The organism is Streptomyces sp. NPDC018833 (assembly GCF_044390825.1).
Classification (GTDB): domain Bacteria; phylum Actinomycetota; class Actinomycetes; order Streptomycetales; family Streptomycetaceae; genus Streptomyces.
Genome location: NZ_JBIRZM010000001.1, coordinates 495077 through 514665, shown reverse-complemented (window position 1 = coordinate 514665; position 19589 = coordinate 495077). Strand labels below are relative to the sequence as shown.

14 protein-coding genes and 1 pseudogene are annotated in these 19589 nt (G+C 70.6%); 5 read left to right on the top strand and 10 right to left on the bottom strand.

The genetic code is table 11. The features are described from left to right. The first annotated feature begins 495 nt into the window (after nt 1-495). The 3 genes and pseudogenes from ACH5AF_RS02230 to ACH5AF_RS02220 all read left to right on the top strand — a co-directional run bounded on the left by ACH5AF_RS02230 (nt 496) and on the right by ACH5AF_RS02220 (nt 6196). Nucleotides 496-4356, top strand: a complete 3861-nt coding sequence (locus ACH5AF_RS02230; RefSeq protein WP_398899409.1) for a S8 family serine peptidase — start codon at nt 496-498, stop codon at nt 4354-4356. A gap of 296 nt (nt 4357-4652) precedes the next feature. Next, nucleotides 4653-5066 (top strand): annotated as a pseudogene (locus ACH5AF_RS02225) (hypothetical protein); the annotation flags it as partial. A gap of 5 nt (nt 5067-5071) precedes the next feature. After that, nucleotides 5072-6196 carry an FAD-binding oxidoreductase gene (locus tag ACH5AF_RS02220; RefSeq protein WP_398899773.1) on the top strand — a complete coding sequence of 375 codons (1125 nt, stop codon included), beginning with the start codon at nt 5072-5074 and terminating at the stop codon, nt 6194-6196. 16 nt (nt 6197-6212) lie between these two features. On the opposite strand, the gene ACH5AF_RS02215 is transcribed toward ACH5AF_RS02220, so the two are convergent. The 5 genes from ACH5AF_RS02215 to leuA form a co-directional block, all read right to left on the bottom strand. Continuing rightward, complete coding sequence (locus ACH5AF_RS02215) at nt 6213-6869, bottom strand: response regulator (protein WP_398899407.1); 657 nt, start codon at nt 6867-6869, stop codon at nt 6213-6215. Next, nucleotides 6866-8083, bottom strand: coding sequence for a sensor histidine kinase (locus tag ACH5AF_RS02210; protein WP_398899405.1), 1218 nt, complete (start codon nt 8081-8083; stop codon nt 6866-6868). The genes ACH5AF_RS02215 and ACH5AF_RS02210 overlap by 4 nt, the downstream gene beginning before the upstream one ends. A gap of 685 nt (nt 8084-8768) precedes the next feature. Continuing rightward, nucleotides 8769-10895: an MMPL family transporter gene (locus ACH5AF_RS02205; RefSeq protein ID WP_398899403.1), complete on the bottom strand. Its 2127-nt coding sequence runs from the start codon at nt 10893-10895 to the stop codon at nt 8769-8771. Nucleotides 10896-11055: 160 nt separating this feature from the next. Beyond that, complete coding sequence (locus ACH5AF_RS02200; RefSeq protein WP_398899401.1) at nt 11056-11766, bottom strand: TerB family tellurite resistance protein; 711 nt, start codon at nt 11764-11766, stop codon at nt 11056-11058. A 236-nt stretch (nt 11767-12002) separates the two neighbouring features. Beyond that, nucleotides 12003-13766 (bottom strand): 2-isopropylmalate synthase, encoded by a 1764-nt coding sequence (gene leuA / locus ACH5AF_RS02195; RefSeq protein ID WP_398899399.1) that lies wholly within the window; start codon nt 13764-13766, stop codon nt 12003-12005. A 292-nt stretch (nt 13767-14058) separates the two neighbouring features. Between leuA and ACH5AF_RS02190 the strand changes: the two genes are divergently transcribed. Both ACH5AF_RS02190 and ACH5AF_RS02185 read left to right on the top strand, forming a co-directional pair. Beyond that, complete coding sequence (locus ACH5AF_RS02190; RefSeq protein ID WP_398899397.1) at nt 14059-15117, top strand: M4 family metallopeptidase; 1059 nt, start codon at nt 14059-14061, stop codon at nt 15115-15117. A gap of 78 nt (nt 15118-15195) precedes the next feature. Further along, the gene (locus ACH5AF_RS02185) at nt 15196-15462 is read left to right on the top strand and encodes a protealysin inhibitor emfourin (protein WP_398899395.1); all 267 of its coding nucleotides are present in this window, start codon (nt 15196-15198) and stop codon (nt 15460-15462) included. Here ACH5AF_RS02185 and ACH5AF_RS02180 read toward each other — a convergent pair. From ACH5AF_RS02180 to ACH5AF_RS02160, 5 genes are all read right to left on the bottom strand, one after another. Next, the gene (locus ACH5AF_RS02180; RefSeq protein ID WP_398899393.1) at nt 15446-16126 is read right to left on the bottom strand and encodes a TetR/AcrR family transcriptional regulator; all 681 of its coding nucleotides are present in this window, start codon (nt 16124-16126) and stop codon (nt 15446-15448) included. The genes ACH5AF_RS02185 and ACH5AF_RS02180 overlap by 17 nt on opposite strands. Before the next feature lie 318 nt (nt 16127-16444). Continuing rightward, nucleotides 16445-17395 carry a GTPase Era gene (era, locus tag ACH5AF_RS02175; RefSeq protein ID WP_398899391.1) on the bottom strand — a complete coding sequence of 317 codons (951 nt, stop codon included), beginning with the start codon at nt 17393-17395 and terminating at the stop codon, nt 16445-16447. Between the two features lie 46 nt (nt 17396-17441). Next, entirely contained in the window at nt 17442-17795 is a 354-nt protein-coding gene (locus tag ACH5AF_RS02170; RefSeq protein WP_398899390.1) for a cytidine deaminase, read from the bottom strand. Nucleotides 17796-17858: 63 nt separating this feature from the next. After that, nucleotides 17859-18590 carry a hypothetical protein gene (locus tag ACH5AF_RS02165; protein ID WP_398899389.1) on the bottom strand — a complete coding sequence of 244 codons (732 nt, stop codon included), beginning with the start codon at nt 18588-18590 and terminating at the stop codon, nt 17859-17861. An 86-nt stretch (nt 18591-18676) separates the two neighbouring features. Beyond that, the gene (locus ACH5AF_RS02160; protein WP_398899772.1) at nt 18677-19543 is read right to left on the bottom strand and encodes a helix-turn-helix transcriptional regulator; all 867 of its coding nucleotides are present in this window, start codon (nt 19541-19543) and stop codon (nt 18677-18679) included. Nucleotides 19544-19589: the final 46 nt, after the last annotated feature.

Genomic DNA, 19589 nt, shown 5'->3' with positions numbered 1-19589 from the left:
CCGTAAGGCGATCGATTGAGCACTGGAGCAAGGCCCGGGCGTGATCGGTGCACGACTTCCAATGGCGCTTGCTACTCCATCGCCAACAAAGGCTGGACTAGACCTTTTTGGCTGTCAAGGTACAGACCAATTCGTGAAAGGCTCGCGCCATTCACAGCGAGAACCCTCCACCGCTCCGGCGGCTTGATCAACCCCTGAAGGGCTTCCACAGCCGATCATTCAGCGGCACTTCGGCGGCATCGACACGTCGGCCGCCCACGCCACCGGCGCGCTCCCCCATGGCCGCCGCCGGCCCCCTCGCGGGGTGCGACGCCTCCGGAACTGGTTGCACGAACTGCCCATTTCCGACGGATCGTCAGCCCCCGAGACGAATTTCAGCTCTCCGACCTGAGGTGGAACCAGAAACCTCGACCTGCATGCTGGCGCGCATTGGTCTACACCTTCACAATCACCCATGCACAGACCCCCCTACAGCACCATCTGAAGGGAGCACCGATGCGCACGCGCTCGAGGGTCTTGGCAACCGGTATCGGCGTGGCGTTCATGGTCGTAGGAATGCCTCCGGCCGTCGCCGACCCGAGTCCGACGCCACCCCCCATCACATCGTCAGAAAACCCCGGAATCGAGGCAGGCAAGACCAAGCCCCACATCCTGACCCTGGTCACCGGTGACGTCATCTCCGCCGCCGTCCAGCCCGACGGGAGGATCGCGGCGTCCGTGCAGGCCTCCGCCGGCGCCGGCCACCTCTCCTGGACGAAGGGCAAGGAGACCTACTTCCTGCCCAAGCAGGCCGCGCCCTACGTCACGGCGGGTCTGATCGACCGGGAGCTGTTCAACATCACCCGGCTGATCAAGGACGGCTACGACGACAGCAAGCTGACAGCGTTGCCGCTGATCCTTTCCTATGAGAAGCGGACGGCCCGCGGCCGGACGGACCGGCCCGCACTCGACGGCAGCGTCAAGGCCCGGGAACTGCGGAGCATCAACGCCACCGCGGTTCAGGCGGACAAGAAGCAGGCCGCTGATTTCTGGCGGGACCTCACCGGGATCGCGCCGGGGGGCGCACTGGCCAAGCCAGCCGCATCGCCTGGCTCGTTGAAGCTCGCGGACGGCATTACCAAGGTCTGGCTGGACCGCAAGGTCAAGGCCGCCTTGGACGTCAGTGTTCCGCATATCGGCGCGCCCGAGGTGTGGAAGTCCGGGTACACCGGCAAGGGCGTCACCGTCGCCGTCCTCGACACGGGGATCGCCAAGCACCCGGACCTCGAAGGCAAGGTGACCGCGGAGCAGGACTTCAGCGGCAGCGACACCGGGACCGACGACCGGACCGGCCACGGCACCCATGTGGCCGGGACCATAGCCGGCACCGGTGCCGCGTCCGGCGGAAAGTACAGGGGCGTGGCCCCGGACGCCACCATCCTCAACGGCAAGGTGCTCGGCGACGACGGATCCGGCATGGAGTCGTGGGTCATCTCCGGGATGGAGTGGGCCGCGAGCAAGGCACAGGTCGTCAGCCTGAGCCTGGGATCCGACCAGGCCAGCGACGGCACCGACCCGTCCTCCGAAGCGGTCAACAATCTCACCGAGTCCACCGGCGCGCTGTTCGTCGTGGCCGCGGGCAACTCCGGACCCCGAGCGCGCACCATCGGCTCGCCCGCCGCCGCCGACGCCGCCCTGACCGTGGGCGCCGTCAGCAAGCAGGATGAGCCGGCCGGATTCTCCAGCCGGGGGCCGCGCATCGGCGACAACGCGATCAAGCCCGAGCTCACCGCACCCGGGGCCGGCGTCGCCGCCGCCCGGGTCAAGGGGACCCTCGTCGGTGACAACGACCCCGTCGACGACAACTACGCCCGGGCCAGCGGCACCTCCATGGCCACCCCGCACGTCTCCGGCACCGCGGCGCTGCTCCTCCAGCAACACTCCGACTGGAAGGCGGACCGCCTCAAGGCCGCGCTCACCAGCACCGCCAAGGCACTGCCCGACCTGACCCCGTACCAGCAGGGCTCCGGGCGCGTGGACGTGGCCAGGGCGAGCAGCCACACCGTGAGCGCGTCCACGGGCACCCTCAACCTCGGCTATTTCGAGCTTCCCTTCGGCGATGACGCTGTGGAACCGGTGGTCAAGACGGTCACCTACCGCAACACCGGTGACCAGCCCGTCGTCCTCGACCTCAAGGCCGACGTGGCCAACGTGGCCGACGTGGCCGACGTGGCCGACGTGGCCGACGTGGCCGACGTGGCCGACGACAAGGGTGTCCCGGCGGGCGGCGACCAGCTCAAGGTCGAGCCGGCCAACCTCACCGTGCCCGCCGGAGGCACCGCGGACGCCACCGTCACCCTCGACCTCGCCAAGGGCCCGTTCGGCATCTTCGCGGGCGCCCTGACGGCGAGCGCCGGCGACGGCTCCCCTCTGCGCACGACCGTCGCCTTCACCAAACTCAGGGCGCGTGAAGTCCCGTTGAAGGCCATCGACCGTCAGGGTCGCCCGGCCTCCGCCTGGGTGGTGCTGGCCAGCCAGTCCAGCGGTGAGCAGTTCGTCGTCCAGATCGACGGCGGGACCGGCGAGGGCACCGTCAAGGTCGGGGATGAGGGCCCGTTCTCGGTCTCGGCCTTCGTCTCCACCAATGACGAGCCCAACCGGTACGAGATCGAGCAGACCGCCTTCGCGCTCCCGGACGCCAAGCTCGCCCAGGAGCGCGAGTTGGTCTTCGACGCCCGCAAGGCGAAGCCGATCGAGCTGCGGCTCGACAGGCGCACCGAGCACTACCAGCAGAGCCAGAACGTGTACCGCAAACAGGGCGAGGTGGACCTGCTCGTCATCAGCGGCACCTCCGACACGACAACCAGGCTCTCGGCCGTACCGTCCGAAACCGCCGCGGGCGGCGAGTTCGAGTACAGCACCCACCAGCACCGGATCGCACCGATGCTGCCGCGGGTCCGCACCGTCGGGTCGGGCGTCACGCTGCACCCGGCCTACATGGGCTTGATCGGCGGATTCTCCAACGCGCGTCTGGACGGCAGGTACCGCCTGGAGGTGGTCGACGTCGGAGCCGGACGGCCCGAGGACTACGAGGGCAAGGACGTGAGCGGCAAGATCGCGCTCATTGCCCACAGCCCTGAGGTGCCCTCGAGGGATCTGATCGCCACCGCTGCGGAGCGCAAGGCCAAGGCCACGCTGATCTACGGTGACCAGCCGGGCGTGTTCCACGACGACTCGGTGTGGCTCGCGAAGATCCCGCCCCTCGAGATCAGCCACGAGGAGGGCCGCAAGCTGCTCGAACTGCTGAAGTCCGGCCGGGTCCGGCTCGACATCCACGCGGTCGCGTCCGTGCCGTACGACTACATGCTCATGCTGCCGGAGAAGGACCGCATCCCCGACTCGCTCACCTACCGGTACACCGACGACGAGCTGGCGTCGTTCACGTCGAAATTCCACGCCCAGTACCCCGATCAGACCGGCGCCTACACCCTGCTCGCGCTCCGGCCTTACCAGTTCGGCGCGTTCAGCTACTTCGTCGAGTCGAAGCTCCCGCAGCGGGCGCGGCACCACGTCATCGCGGACGGTGGCAACCGGTACGGCCAGTCGGGCTGGAGCCAATGGCCCTACGGCCGGTACCCCTCCGTCAGCTTCGCGGACAGGTACGACAAGCCTGGCCACCAGGAGACCAAGGAATGGTTCAAGGCCCCGCTGGTGCCGGGCATCACCACGGTCCATGTGCCGCCCTCCCGGCGAGGCAACACGATCCTGCTGAACATGTCGTCGATCATCGACTCGAACCCCGAGCACGCCTTTGCGTTCCCCGCCAATGACAGCGAGACGCGCGTGTACGAGAACGGTGAACTGATCGCGACCCGTCCGTACCCTTCGGGACAGTTCACCGTCGGCAGCGGAGAAAAGGCCACCTATCGGGTCGAACATGATGTCAAGGAACAGGTGGACAACTGGCAGCTGTCCACCACCAGCCACACCGTGTGGACCTTCGCCTCCTCCGGTACGCCCGAGGACGACTGGACGCCGCTGCCGGTGGTCAACAACATCTGGGACCTCTCGCTCGACGGGAACAACGCGGCACGGGCCGGTGCGCCGTTCATCCTGGGACTCAAGCCCGCCACCCAGTTCGACGCCCCGCAAGTTCCGATCAAGGACGTCAGGATCGAGGTCTCCTACAACAGCGGCAAGACGTGGCAGCAGACCCACACACCGGTCAAGCTCCCGGACCGCAGCTACCGCGCCGCCATCCGCCACCCCGAGCTGGCCGACACCGACGGGAAAGTCGCGCTACGCCTGCACGTGGCCGATGAGCAGGGCGGCAAGCTCGAGCAGACCGTCCACGCCGCATACCTGCTGAAGGAGTAAAGGGAGCGGTTGAGGAGCGGGACCGGCCGCGGTGGGCCGGGGCAGCCACCCCCGGCCCACCGGTCGGCATCGCGCCATCACCACCGACCCGCTCGACCTCACCGGCCACGACGACCGTACTGGCGCTCCGACAGCGTGGTGATGGTCGACGACCTCGACAACAGCAGCGTTTCGCATACGAGTGGTGGCTCCAGGTGTCCCCCGGCACCTCGCCGAGGTCGCCAGACACCAGGTCAAGCAACCCTGGGGCCGGTCACGGCAGGTGCGGTCCAATCGGCGGCCTGCCTCTGCCGGGCATGGGCCGTTCTGCCCATGTCACGCACCCGGGCGGAGTGGACGGTTCAGGCGATGTGCGCCGCGGTGCCCCCGGCCTAGAACGGACTGGTGAGACCCAGACGCCCTCGCCGGACCCGAAAGCTGGTGCCGTCATGACCACGCTCACCACCCCCTCCGCCCCGTCCGCGCTCACCGCCCTGCTGCCCGGTCCGGCTCGGGAGCTGCTGCACGAGACCGTGCGCGGCAACGTCATCGAGCCCGGCGATCCGGCCTACGACGAGGCACGCCGCGTCTACAACGCGATCCACGACCGCCGGCCGGCCGTCGTCGTCCTGGCCGTCGACGCCGGCGACGTGATCGCCGCCATGCACACCGCCCGCGACCACGCCCTGCCGCTCGCGGTCCGCGGTGGCAGCCAAGCCGTCGCCGGACACGGCACCTGCGACGACGGACTGGTCGTCGACCTGTCCCGGATGCGTTCGGTCCGCGTGGACCCCGTACCCGGACCGCACGTGCCGAGGGCGGCTGTACCTGGGGCGACTTCAATCACGCCACGCACGCCTTCGGCCTCGCCACCACCGGCGGGGTCGTCTCCACCACCGGAATCGCCGGCCTCACCCTCGGCGGCGGCATGGGGCACCTCTCCCGCCGCTGCGGCCTGAGCTGCGACAACCTGATCTCGGCCGACGTCGTGACAGCGGAGGGCACCCTCGTCACCTGCGACGCCGAGCACCACCCCGACCTCTTCTGGGCCCTGCGCGGCGGAGGCGGCAACTTCGGTGTCGTCACCTCGTTCGCGTACCGCCTGCATCCCGTGCGCGACATCCTCGGCGGGCCCACCTTCTACCCGCTCGACGGCGACGTGGCGCGTCGCTGGCGGGACATGAACGCGGGCGCCCCCGAGGACTTCAACGCGATCTTCGCCGTCCTTCTCGGGCCCCAGGCCCCGTTCCTGCCGGAGCGCTGGCACGGCCGCCCGGTCTGCGGTGTCCTGACCTGCTTCAGCGGCCCCGCCGACGAGGACGACAGGATCCGCGCCCGGCTCGGCGAACTCGGGCCGGTCATCGGCCAGATCCTCGACCGGATGCCGCACCCCGTGATCAACACGATCTTCGACGAAGACCTGCCGCCGGGCCTCTACCACTACTGGAAGGGCAACTTCAGCCGCGAACTGACCGACGGCGCCATCGACGTCCACATGACGTACGGCGAGACGATCCCCTCGATGGAGAGCGACACCGTGCTCTTCCCGATCGACGGCGCGTGCCACCGGGTCGGGGCCGAGGACACCGCGTTCGCCTACCGGGACGCGGCCTACTCCCACGCCTTCGGCGCCAGTTACACCGACCCGGCCGACACCGCACACAACATCGCCTGGACCCGCGCGTACGACACGGCACTGCGCCCCCACACCGAGGAGGCTGGCTACGTCAACTTCATGGACGCCGACGACCAGGACCGCGTGCGCGCCAACTACCGGCAGAACTACGACAGGTTGCGCGCGGTCAAGCGCCGGTACGACCCGGAGAACCTGTTCCGCATCAACCACAACATCGTGCCCTGAGTCCCTGACCGCGGCGCTACGCGCCCGGTGTCACCAGGCCCGACTCGTAGGCGGCGATGACCAGTTGGGCCCGGTCGCGGGCGCCCAGCTTGCCCATGATGCGGCTCACATGGGTCTTGGCCGTCAGCGGGCTCAGGCCCAGGGACTCCGCGATCTCCGTGTTGTTCAGCCCGCGGGCGACCAGCGTCAGGACCTGGCGTTCCCGGTCCGTCAGACCGTCCGGGCCGCCCGCCCGCGGGAGCCGCGGTGCGCTCAGGACGCGGGCGATCAGCCGTGCGGTGGGGCCCGGGGAGAGCAGGGACTCCCCCGCCGCGACCGTGCGGATCGCGGCCAGCAGGTCGGCCGGTCTGGTGTCCTTCACCAGGAATCCGGACGCGCCCGCACGCAGCGCCTCGACGATGTGCTCGTCCGTGTCGTACGTCGTGAGCACCAACACCTTCACGCCCGCCAGGTCCTCGTCGGCGGCGATCCGGCGCGTGGCCTCGATGCCGTCGAGCTCGGGCATGCGGACGTCCATGACGACGACGTCCGCCCGTTCGCTCCGGGCCAGTTCGACGGCCTCGGCGCCCGTCCCGGCCTGGCCCACCACCTCCATGTCGCGTGCGGACTCGACGAGCATCGCGAACGCGGCGCGTACGAGGGTCTGGTCGTCGGCGAGCAGTACGCGGATCATGCGGCGGCCTCCGTGGGCTCCAGGGGCAACATCGCGGCGACCGCGAAGCCGGCCGCGTCCGTGCGCGGACCGGCCGACAGCGTCCCTCCGACGCTGCGGGCGCGTTCACGCATCCCGATGATGCCGAATCCGGACGGCCCCGAGGGTGTTCCCGCGGTGCCGGACGACGCCGTGCCGTCGTCGGTGACCCTGACATGCAGCGTCCCGCCGCGCCGGGTGAGGACGACCTCGACACGGGCGTCCGCACCGCCGTGGCGCACGGCGTTGGTCAGCGACTCCTGCACGATCCGGTACGCCGCAGCCTCCACCGCGGGTGGCAGCGCGCCCTCTCCCGTGTCCAGCGTCAGCCGCGCGCCCGCGGCCCGTACGAGTCCCGGCAGCGCGGCCAGGTCGGGCAGCGGCCCGTCGCCGTCCGGGCCGTCGGCGCGCAGCACCTCCAGGGTGGTGCGCAGCTCGCCGCGCGCGGTGCGGCAGGTGTCGGCGATGTCGTCGAGCGCCTTGGCGATCTGGGCCCGGTCGAGGCGGTCCGGGTCGACGGTCAGGACGTGGGAGGCGACGGACGTCTGGACGCCGATGAGCGTGATGGAGTGAGCCAGCAGATCGTGCAGATCGCGGGCGATGCGCAGCCGTTCCTCGGCCACCCGCCGGGCTGCCTCCTCCTCCCTCGTGCGCTCGGCCCGTTCGGCACGGCCCACCACAGAGGCGATGTAGAGGCGGTAGACGCGTACGTCGACGCCGAAGACCAGCACGGCGAGGATCCAGCCGGAGGTGCGCAGTGTCTCCAGCCCCTCATGGGCGCCGACGCCGAACATCACGGTGACGGCGATGCCGATGACGCCGCCGCCGACGAACAGCGTGTGCAGGGGGCGCGCGGTGGCGGCGTACGTGTACAGGGCGAGCAGCGACGCCGGTACGGGGGCGGCGTGGGCGTTGTCGAGCGCGTGGTAGGGCGCGACGCACAGCAGCACGGCGCCGAGCACGAGGCCGGGGCGCGCCCGGCGCCACACCAGGGGCACGGCGGTCCCGGCGAGCAGCGCCCAGCCGAGGGCGTCGGGCCGCCGGCCGTCGTCGAACAGGGCCAGCACGAGTCCCGCCACGCCGACGACGGCGGCGAACACGGCGTCGTTGCGGGTGCGGTGGGGCACGGTGAGGGGGTCGCGGCTCACGGCGGTGAGCAGGCGCTCGCCGAGATGGGGTGCGGGTCGGGCGGTCACGGTTCCATCCTGAGCCAGTCGCTGTCGTTTCCCCACCCCGCCCCTCCCCGTTTCCGGGGGCCCCTCCCCCGGGGCCCCGCGCCTACGGGCCGACGGCCCGGCCCCAGCGATGCTGGATCTCGCTGCGCGAAAGCAGCCTGCTCCAGCGTCTCGGGCGAAGCCCAGGGAGTTCGAGGACAGTCCCCTACGGCCTGGACGGCACGTGGGTGAGCCCCCGGCGAAGCCAGAGGAGTGCGCCGGCGGGGCTGGAAGTTGCCCTGCGAGCAACTCCAGCTCGTCGGTCCTCCCGGGCGACGCCCAAGGGCGGTTCGAGGACACCGCCCGAAGGGCGGTACGGGCCTGGGACGAAGCCCCGGTTCACGATCGAGGCACCCCCCTGGCTTCGCCGGGGGTCCCCACCCACGCCGCAGGGCGTAGGAGGCTGGCGGCCCCAGCCCCAGCAGTGCTGGATCTCGCTGCGCGAAAGCAGCCTGTCCGGGGGCTCCCCGGCGAAGCCCAGGGGGACTTCGAGGACACCGCCCGAAGGGCGGTCGGGACGGGGCGTGGGGCGAAGCCCCGAAGCCCGCGCCCGCGCCCACCAGGGCACGGCGCCACGAGGCTGGGGGCGAAGCCCTGTTCGGGATGGGGGCACCCCTGGCTTCGCCGGGGACCCCCCACCCGGCCGGGTGGGGGAAGGCACAGCCACCTACCGGCGCCCCGCCGGTTCCGGGTGGCGCGGCTCCGAGACCATCTGCGTCCCCTCCTTCCGGCCCGTCCGCGACAGGTTCCCCGGCCACCACACCCGCCGCCCCAGCAGCAGGCTCGCTGATGTCACCAGGTACGTACGGACCAGGAACGTGTCGAGCAGCACGCCGACCGCCACCAGGAAGCCCATCTCGACGAGGGGCACAAGTGGCAGGTTCATCAGCACGACGAACGTCGCGGCGAGCACGATGCCCGCGGAGGCGATCACGCCGCCCGTGGTACGCAGGGCGGTGAGGGCGGCGGCTCGCGGGTCGGCGCCGTTCAGCGCCTCCTCGCGCATGCGGTGCATCAGGAAGATGCCGTAGTCGACGCCGAGTGCCACGAGGAAGACGAAGGACAGCAGGGGCAGGCTGGGGTCGACTCCCTGGAAGCCGAAAAGCGGTTCGAAGACGAGCCCCCCGAGCCCCATGACCGCGCCCCATACGGCGACGACCGCGGCGATGAGCATGAGCGGTGCGACGAGGCTGCGCAGCAGAGCGATCAGGATGAGCAGTACCGCGCCCAGCACGAGCGGGACGACGATCACGCGGTCTCTGGCATTGGTGTCCGCGAGGTCGAGCTGCTGGGCGCTGGGGCCGCCGACGTGGGCGCCGTCGACCTCCGCGCGCAGCGCCTCGATGGTGGCGGTCTCCCCGGCGCTCTCGGGCGCGTCCTTGGCGAAGACGGTGATCTCCGTCCAGCCGTCGCCGCTGCGGCCGGGCCGGGCGCTCGCCACTCCGTCGGTGCTGCGGACGTCCTCCAGTGCCCGGCCGGTGGTGTCCGACGGGACGACGACGCTGATGGGCTGGTTGCCGCTGTCGGGATAGGCGTCGGCGAGCGTCCTCATCGCCGAGACGGACTCGGGCCGCTCGGTGAAGGTGTCCTCCTGGGTGAGGTTGCCCGGCGCGCCCAGCGCGCCGAGCGCGAGGGTCCCGAGCAGCACAGTGCCCGCCGCGAGGACGACGCCGGGGCGGCGGGCCGCGGAAGTGCCCATCGCGCCGAACAGCGAGCGCCGCTGCTTCGGCTCACCGCCGTGTACGGGCACGAGCGGCCAGAACACGCGGCGGCCGAGGAGCACCAGAACCGCCGGAAGCAGGGTGAGCATGGCGGCCAGCGCGCAGACGACGCCGACGGCGCCGACCGGCCCGAGCCCGCTCGCGCTGTTGACGTCGGCGGCGAGCAGGCACAGCAGTCCGGCGGCGACGGTGCCGGAGGAGGCGAGGACGGCGGGTCCACAGCCGCGCAGGGCGGCCAGCATGGCGTCGTACGGCCGCTGGACGCGACGCAGTTCCTCGCGGTAGCGGGCGACGAGGAGGAGGGCGTAGTCGGTGCCGGCGCCGAAGACGAGGACGGTCATGATGGCGGCGCTCTGGCTGGTGACGGTGAGGCCGAAGCCCTGGATGAGGCCGTACACGACGGCTTGGGAGGCGACCGCGGCGGCGCCGACGACGACCAGCGGCACGAGCCACAGGAAGGGACTGCGGTAGGTGAGGATCAGCAGGACGGCCACGACGAGGACGGTGGCGAGCATCAGGGTGCCGTCGATGGTCCCGAAGACCTTTTCCATGTCGGTCTGCACGGCGCCGGTCCCGCCGAGTTCGGCGTCGAGCCCTTCGACGGGGTCGCTGCCGAGTCGTTCGCGCACGTCGTCGACGAGGGCGGCCCGGGCGTCGTTGTCGGTGCCGGGCTCCGTGGTCGACACCGGGTACATCAGTGTGGTGCCGTCCTTCGACGGCACGCCCTGCGGCGGGCCGCTCGCGAGCTCGTGGGCGTCCGCGATCGCGTCGAGCCGCTCCTGCGCGTGGGCGCGGTCGGCGTCCGTCAGCCCGCGGTCGCGGTGGAAGACCACGACCAGGTCGGTGGACTCCCCGCCGGGCAGGGCCTGCTGTATTCGCGCGACCTGGGTGGAGTCGGCGCTCGCCGGGAGGTAGTCCACGACGTTGTCGCGCTGGGCGTCGTCGAGCTTGCCGGCGAAGGGGAAGGCGAGGGCGATGACGGCGGCCCAGAGGACGACGATCGCCCAGGGCAGGACCCGGCGGGCGGGCGCTCTCGTCGGCGGTGGCTCGATTGCGGTCGGCAGGGCACCCATGGGGCGTCTCCCCTTCGTCACGGGTCGGGTGGCGCGTTTGCGTCACCAGATTCCCGTCGCGCGGAGGGAGTTTCGTCGCACGGAGGACCGAGATCGGGCGTACTGCCCCAGGTGTCGTCCGAGGTCGGCTACTCCCTGGGGAGTACGCCCGCGGGAGCGGTCAGAACGGGGTCCGTGCCGTTTCGAGCAGACGCGCCGTGTCGTCCTCGCCGAACTGGAGCGCGGCGCCGACGGTGGACAGCACCTCCCGCTCGGCGGGGGTGTAGGGGCCGTCGGCGAGGGCGATACGGGCGCCCTGCAAAAGGATCGACTCCCGGCCCGCGGGGGCGAGATGGGGGGCCAGCGGCTCCAGCGCCTCGTGCAGTTCGATGGCGAGCGCCGCGCCGTAAGGGGTGGTGTCGGTGACATAGCGGCCGGTGTCGGCGGCGAGCGCCTCGATGAGGGAGGTCAGCTGCTCCTCGGTGCAGTCGTCGAGCCCTGCGGCACGGACGGTGTGCACGGCGGTCTCGCGCACGGAGCGGGAGGAGGTGCCGCCGGAGGCGAGGACCGCGAGGGCGACGGTGTGCACGGCGTCCCTCAGCATGGCCGAGAACCGGCTCGTGGTGGGGTGATCCAGGGCGTCGGGGCCGAAGTGGGTGTGGCAGGCGGCGCATTCGACGACGGGCCCCGCGATGCCGCGGCCCAGCAGGGGCACGCCGAGGAGCGTGAAGCGGCGGAGTCCGGTGCGACGGCGGTAGTTGCGGTCGCCTCCGCAGCCGGGGCAGAAGAACTCCCCGTCGCCGACGGTGCTCCAGGACGTATGAACACCGCAAACCCGCTGAATGCCGCAGACCCGCACTTTCCGGCCGAACACTCCCCGGGCTGGCAGCACGCCGCACCTCCGTAAACTTCCCCGTAGCCCTTTGGGCACGGGTGGTGCCCCCACGGCAACATTGCCGCGTGGACGTGATGTTAGCCACACGATTGAGGCCGCGTCAGCACCCCGACGGGAGTACGCGCGGACATGGCCGGATCCGCGCGATGCCGAATCAGGCGCACAACGGCGCAAAATCGCCGGGCGCACTCGGATGCGAGCACGCCCGGCGAGAGGGAAAGATCTTCGGAGTATCAGCGACCCGCGCGGTTGACGGCCGAGACGACGGCCTTCAGTGAGGCGCGCGTGGTGTTGGCGTCGATGCCGATGCCCCACAGGACCTTGCCGTCGATGGCGCACTCGATGTACGAGGCGGCCTGCGCGGACGCGCCCTCGCTCATTGTGTGCTCCTGGTAGTCCAGCAGTCGTACGTCGACTCCGATGGCGTTCAGCGCCTCGAAGAACGCGGAGATCGGACCGTTGCCGGAGCCGGTCAGCACCGTCTCGGCACCGTCGACGACCGCCTCGACGGTCAGGGTGTCGACGCCGTCCTTGTCGGTGGTGGTCTGGCCGGAGCGGATCTGGATGCGTCCCCACGGATTGTCCGGGTTCGGCAGGTACTCGTCCTGGAAGACGGACCAGATCGCGGCCGGGGTGACCTCGCCGCCCTCCGTGTCGGTCTTGGCCTGGATGATCCGGGAGAACTCGATCTGCATCCGGCGCGGCAGGTCCAGCTTGTGGTCGTTCTTCAGGACGTAGGCGATGCCGCCCTTGCCCGACTGCGAGTTGACGCGGATGACGGCCTCGTAGGAACGGCCGACGTCCTTGGGGTCGATCGGCAGGTACGGCACGGCCCACTCGATCTCGTCGACCGTCTTGCCCTGCGCGGCCGCGTCAGCCTCCAGCGCGTCGAAGCCCTTCTTGATGGCGTCCTGGTGGGAGCCGGAGAAGGCGGTGTAGACCAGGTCGCCCGCGTAGGGGTGGCGCGGGTGGATCTCCATCTGGTTGCAGTACTCGCTGGTGCGGCGGATCTCGTCGATCTGCGAGAAGTCGATCTGCGGGTCGACGCCCTGCGAGAACAGGTTCATGCCCAGGGTGACCAGGTCGACGTTGCCGGTGCGCTCGCCCTGCCCGAACAGGCAGCCCTCGATGCGGTCGGCGCCCGCCATGATCGCCAGCTCGGCCGCGGCTACGGCGGTCCCGCGGTCGTTGTGCGGGTGCACGGACAGGCAGATGTGCTCGCGCCGGGTCAGGTTCCGCGACATCCACTCGAACCGGTCGGCGTGCGTGGAGGGCGTGGAACGCTCCACGGTGGCGGGCAGGTTGAGGATGATCTCGCGGCCCGGGCCGGGCTGCCACACGTCGCAGACCGCCTCGCAGACCTCCAGGGCGAAGTCCAGCTCGGTGTCTGTGAAGATCTCGGGGCTGTACTGGTAGCCGAAGGCGGTCTCGGGGCCCAGCAGCTTCTCCGCGTACTCCATCACCAGGCGGGTGCCGTCGACGGCGATCTGCTTGACGTCGTCCTTGGAACCCCGGAAGACGACACGGCGGAAGGTCGGCGCGGTGGCGTTGTACAGGTGGACCGTGGCGCGCTTGGCGCCGACCAGGGACTCGACGGTCCGCTCGATCAGGTCCTCACGGGCCTGCGTCAGTACCGAGATGGTGACATCGTCGGGGATCGCGCCCTCTTCGATGATGGAGCGCACGAAGGCGAAGTCCGTCTCGCCCGAGGAAGGGAAGCCGACCTCGATCTCCTTGTAGCCCATACGCACCAGCAGGTCGAACATCTCGCGCTTGCGGGCGGGGCTCATGGGGTCGATCAGCGCCTGGTTGCCGTCGCGCAGATCGGTGGACAGCCAGCGCGGCGCCTTGGTGATCCGCTGCTCGGGCCAGGTGCGGTCGGGGATTTCCACGGCCTCGTAACGGCCGTACTTGTGGATCGGCATCCCGGACGGCTTCTGCGTGTGCGTCGTGTTGGTGATCGGGGTGGAGCGGCCGATCCACTGAGACTGGGACATTGCGTAGGGCTCCTCGGGGTCCATCTAGGGACGGCCGACTGTGTCGAAGCAGCACCAGACTCCGCGGTGAGGGGGTCGGCCTACGACTACAGGCCCTCGCCGCGGCAGCTAAGGAGAAGCAGCCCGAAACGCATGATGCGAAGAAGGCTAACTGAGCCTTGGCGGGAGCGCGCGTCTGTTCCAGTATGCGGGACGACCGAGCAGTAACGGTCAAATGTGGCCTATCACTCCATTTCACTAATCGATGTCGCATCTCGTGACAGTTACTGCACTCACTGCCACATTGCCGGACATGGACATTCATACCCCGGTCTTCTGCGGCATCGTGCCGCCGCACATCCTCGACAAGCTCGCCCGCTCGGGCGATCCCGTCCTCTCCGAACCCGCCCGTCGCACCCTCCAGGCGGACGCCGCACAGCGCACCGGCCGGCGGCTGACCACGGTTCTCGGCCCGGCCGCCCGGCCCGCTCCGGAAGCCGCCGAGGGCCCCCGCCGCACGCTCTACGACGCCGAGAGCGGCACCGCTCTGCCGGGCACGAAGGTGCGCGGCGAGGGCGAGGAGCCGGTCGCGGACGCCGCCGTCAACCGCGCGTACGCGGGACTCGGCGCCACCTTCGAACTGCTGCGCACCGCGTACGGACGCAACTCGATCGACGGCGACGGCCTGCCGCTGGGCGCGACCGTCCACTACGGCGAGAAGTACGGCAACGCCTTCTGGAACGGCGAGCAGATGGTGTTCGGCGACGGGGACGGGGAGATCTTCCTCGACTTCACCGTGGCCGTCGACGTCATCGCCCACGAACTCGCCCACGGCCTGACCCAGTACACGGCGAACCTGAGCTACTTCGGCCAGCCGGGCGCGCTCAACGAGTCCGTGTCGGACGTGATCGGCTCGCTGGTCAAGCAGCACACGCTCGGACAGACGGCCGACCAGGCGGACTGGCTGATCGGCGCGGGCCTGCTGGCTCCGCGCGTCACCGGGAAGGCCCTGCGCTCCCTGAAAGCGCCGGGGACCGCGTACGACGACGACGTGCTCGGCAAGGACCCGCAGCCGGCGACGATGGCGGACTACGTCCGCACCGGCCGCGACAACGGCGGCGTCCACATCAATTCGGGCATCCCCAACCACGCCTTCTACCTGCTGGCGAACCGGCTGGGCGGCCGGGCCTGGGAGCGGGCGGGGCAGATCTGGTTCGACGTGCTGACCGGCGGCGACCTCTCCGTGGACGCGGACTTCGCCAGTTTCGCCCGGTTGACGGTGGCCGCGGCCCGCGACCGGTTCGGCGAGGGCGAGGAGCACGAGGCGGTGCTGAAGGCCTGGTCGCAGGTCGGAGTCCAGACCGCCGGCTGAGCCGGCGGCAGGGTGCGGGCGGGCGGCGGCGGGGCGTTCCGGTGTCGCCCGCACACGATCCGTACTAGAACGGGAGCCATGCGTATCCAGGTAAGGCGTACGGGCGGGTTCGCTGGGATCGAGCGGCTCGCCGAGGTGGAGACCGACGGGCGCGCCGACGCGGGCGAGGTGCGCAGCCTCGCCGAGCGCGCGATGGCCGAGGGCCGGGAAACGCCCCCGGTCGGGGTGCCCGACGGGTTCAGTTACCAGATCACGGTGGACGGGCGGACCGTGTACTGCTCCGATCCGCGGCTGTCCGAGGCCCAGCGGGACCTGATCTCGCTGGTGCTCAAGGAGGGTTCGTGACGCCGTTCGCCCGGAGACCGCCAGCCACCGAGCGGGCGGCGCGCTCCCGTTCGTCGCCCGCGGCGACGGCGAAGTCGACGAGCGCGCCGGTGAGGACGTCCTCGGGCGTGTAGCCGCCCATGATGTAGCCGGCTCGGTCCAGTTGGGCGATCCCGTGCATCTGCGCGAAGAGCTGGCGCACCAGCAGGTCCGGGTCCACGTCCGCGCGGAAGCGGCCCGCCGCCACGCTGCGGCGGACCGCGTCGCGCGGGAGGCGCAGGACGGACACGCCCATGCTGCGGTCCTCGTCGTCCAGCTCGAATCCGGCCAGGGTGGAGCCGCCGAACAGGACCGCGTAGACGTGCGGCTCGTCGCGGGCGAAGTCCTGGTAGCAGCGGCACAGCGCGGCGACGGCCGCGACGGCGTCCTCGCTCTGCGGAACGGCCAGCGCCCTGATGCGGAAGCGGTCGAACCCCTCCCGCATCACCTCACGGATCAGGTTCGGCATGGAGCCGAAGTGGGTGTAGACGGCCATGGTCGAGGCGCCGACCGCCTTCACGAGACGACGGGCGCTGAGCGCGGCGGGTCCCTGCTCGGCCAGGACGCGGGCGGCCTCGTCGAGAAGCAGGCGGCGGACAGAGGGGGCCGGGGAAGCGGCGGTGGGGGCGGGAACTCCGGTTGGCACGGCAGCAGGGTAACGCTGTTATGCGGCGTTACGCAGGGGTGCGGGGACCATGCTGTGAGAAGTGCCTCCGCCCGTGTCCAGTGGCCCTGCCGGCGGCCGACGGGGACAGCGACTCACCACGGGCCACGGCCCGGCGCTGCGCCGACTGGGGATGCTCGGCGCTCATGGCTGCCGATGTGAGCGCGGCCGAGCAGCACGAGGGCTGGTCGGCCGGTTTGCCGTCGCGGAGGCCCGACACGCGGCCCGGGCGACTGGTCGCGGCCGACCGCGACTGTCCCCGCGCTCCCCGGTCCAGAAGCCGCCGGCCGCCGGCCCGGGTCAGAATCCGAGCTTGCGGAGCTGCTTCGGGTCGCGCTGCCAGTCCTTGGCGACCTTCACATGGAGGTCGAGAAAGACGGGGGTGCCCAGGAGCGCCTCGATGTGCTTGCGGGACTTGATGCCCACGTCCTTCAGGCGCTTGCCCTTCGGGCCGATGATGATGCCCTTCTGACTGGGCCGCTCGATGTAGACGTTCGCGTGGATGTCCAGCAGCGGACGGTCCGCCGGGCGGTCCTCACGCGGCAGCATCTCCTCGACGACGACCGCGATCGAGTGCGGCAGCTCGTCCCGTACGCCTTCCAGCGCGGCCTCGCGGATCAGCTCCGCGACCATCACCTGCTCCGGCTCGTCGGTGAGATCGCCCTCAGGGTAGAGCGCCGGGCTCTCGGGCAGCATCGGGATCAGCAGGTCCGCGACCAGCTGCACCTGCTTGTCGCCGACCGCCGAGACCGGGACGATCTCCGCCCACTCGATGCCCAGCTCCTTGCCGAGCCGGTCGATGGCGATGAGCTGCTCGGCGAGGGTCTTGGAGTCGACCAGGTCGGTCTTGGTGACGATCGCGACCTTCGGGGTCTTCCTGATCCCGGCGAGCTCCTTGGCGATGAACCGGTCGCCCGGACCGAGCTTCTCGTTGGCAGGCAGGCAGAAGCCGATGACGTCGACCTCGGCCCACGTGGTGCGCACCACGTCGTTGAGCCGCTCGCCGAGCAGGGTGCGCGGCTTGTGCAGCCCCGGGGTGTCCACCAGGATCAGCTGCGCGTCGGGGCGGTGCACGATGCCGCGCACGGTGTGCCGGGTCGTCTGCGGACGGCTGGAGGTGATGGCCACCTTCTGGCCGACCAGAGCGTTCGTCAGAGTGGACTTGCCCGCGTTCGGACGACCGACGAAGCAGGCGAAGCCGGCCCGGTGGGGGGCTTCGGAGGACTGGGTACGAGCGCTCATGGCGCCCATTGTCCCCCACGCCGGAAGCCCCCGGTGACGCCAGGGCCCGCGCGGGTCAGCCGGCGGTCACCATGGACCTGAGCGCCCCGTCGGGGCCGGCCAGCAGCACCGGGGTCGCGGCGCCGCCGAGGTCGCGTACGGCGGCACGGTCCGCGTCGGACGCGGTGTCCGCCTCCGAGACGACGGCCGCGGCCTCCAAGGACTTCGCCCCGGACGCCACGGCCATCGCGACCGCTGTCTGCAGGGCGCTGAGCTTCAGGGAGTCGAGCGCCACGGTCCCCGCGACATACGTGCGTCCGGTCTCGTCGCGCACGGCGGCACCCTCGGGCACACCGTTGCGGGCCCGGGCACTGCGGGCCAGCGTGATGATCTTGCGGTCCTCGGGGCCGAGGTCGGTGCTCTGCGTCATGCCCCGAGCATAGATCGGCCGCCCGGAGGAGCTCCGGGCGGCCGGTCATGAGGTGGTGGGCGGTCAGCTGGTGGCGCCCTTGACGAGCTTGTCACCGATGCGTGTGACGAGGTCGCCGAACGTCTTCTGCGCCTCGGCGGCATCCGCGCTCTTGTACACGGCACGGGTGGCCCCGGTGCCCTGGTGGGCGACGAGCATGTGGACCTTGATCTCGATGCCGGGGGCGAACGCCATGGCCATCGTGAACGCCTGGGAGGCCTCGGCGGCCTTCGGGGCGTCGACCCGCGCGATCTTGACGGGGACCTTGGTGCCCTCCATGTCGAAAGACACGGTGGTGCAGGTGGCCAGGGCCGTGTCGACCGCCTTGACGTAGTCGGCGGCGCCGGTGCCGGGGAAGGTGAAGACCCGCTGGTCCAGCTCGATTTTGCCGTCCGCCTGAACGAAGTCGATCTCATCGCCCTTGGTGGCCTTGACCACGCCCATCATGTCGGCGATCGGCTGGCACTCGGGCTTGTCGGCCTTGGGGGCCGGGTCGTTCGAGGACGGGATCTTGCGGACGCTCCACCCGGACGGCAGGTCGCCGAGTTCGAGCGTGGAGGCCTTCATCTGCTCGGCCGTCAGCGGCTCCGTGGAGACCTTCTTGTCCTCGGCGGGCTTCTCGGACGCCGATGAGCCGCCCTTCTCCGTGGAGGAGTCCGACTTCTTGTCGCTCGCGCCGCCGCAGGCGACGGACGTGAAGCCGAGGGCGGAGACCGTCAGTGCCGCGGCGATGCCGCGACGGATGCGCATATGCATGAAAGTGCTTCTCCCCATGGGAAACAGCTCGTTGGGGAGCTTCCCCCCTCCCCTGATGACGCACAGACGATACACATAACCCGAGGTCATCCCGCCACTGGATAGATCGCCCCGCGTCGGCCCTCCGGGCTCGCCAGCCACGCCAGCTTCGCGGCCGTGTCCGCCTTCGCGTCCGGAACCGGAGTGTGCATCACGATCACCAGGTCCGGCCGGGCGGGGACGCGCAGTTGGGTCGACTCCACCACCAGCCTGCCGACCAGCGGATGCTCCATCTCCTTGCGGATCTGGCCGCCGGGGGCGATGTCACGCCGCTCCCACAGTTCGGTGAACTCCGGGCTGAGCGCCTTCGCCTCCTCCACCACGGCCTTGAAGCCCTCGTCGTCGGGGCATTCGGAGCAGGCTGCCCGGAACTGGGCGACCAGCCGCGGGGCGACCTCCTCCCAACCCCCGCTGCGGGCCCGGTAGACGGGGTCGGTGAAGAACGCGAGGAGGCAGTTCTGGACGACGCCGGGGCGCATGCCGAGCACCATCGCCGCCGCGTCGTTGTACATCACGGTGTTCCAGTAGACGTCCATGATGTGCGCGGGGTAGGGCATCCACGTGTCGATCAGCCGACGCAGTCCCGCGCACATGTCCCTGTCGCCCGGATCCACCTCCGGCGGCGGCGGGTTGAGCCCGGCCAGCACATACAGATGGCGGCGCTCGGTGCTGCTGAGCCTGAGCACCCGGCCCACCGCGTCGAGCACCTGCGGGGACACGGTGATGTCCCGGCCCTGCTCCAGCCACTGGTACCAGGAGACGCCGACACCCGCGAGAACCGCTACCTCCTCCCGGCGCAGACCCGGAGTGCGGCGGCGGGCGCCGCCGTCGGGCAGCCCCGCCTCGGCCGGACTGATCCGCGCACGCCTGCTCATCAGGAACTCGCGCAGCTCTGCCAGGCGATGCGCCTTCATCGCGTCCGGTTCGGACGTGGCCACCTGCTTCCCCCGTCCGTCAGCG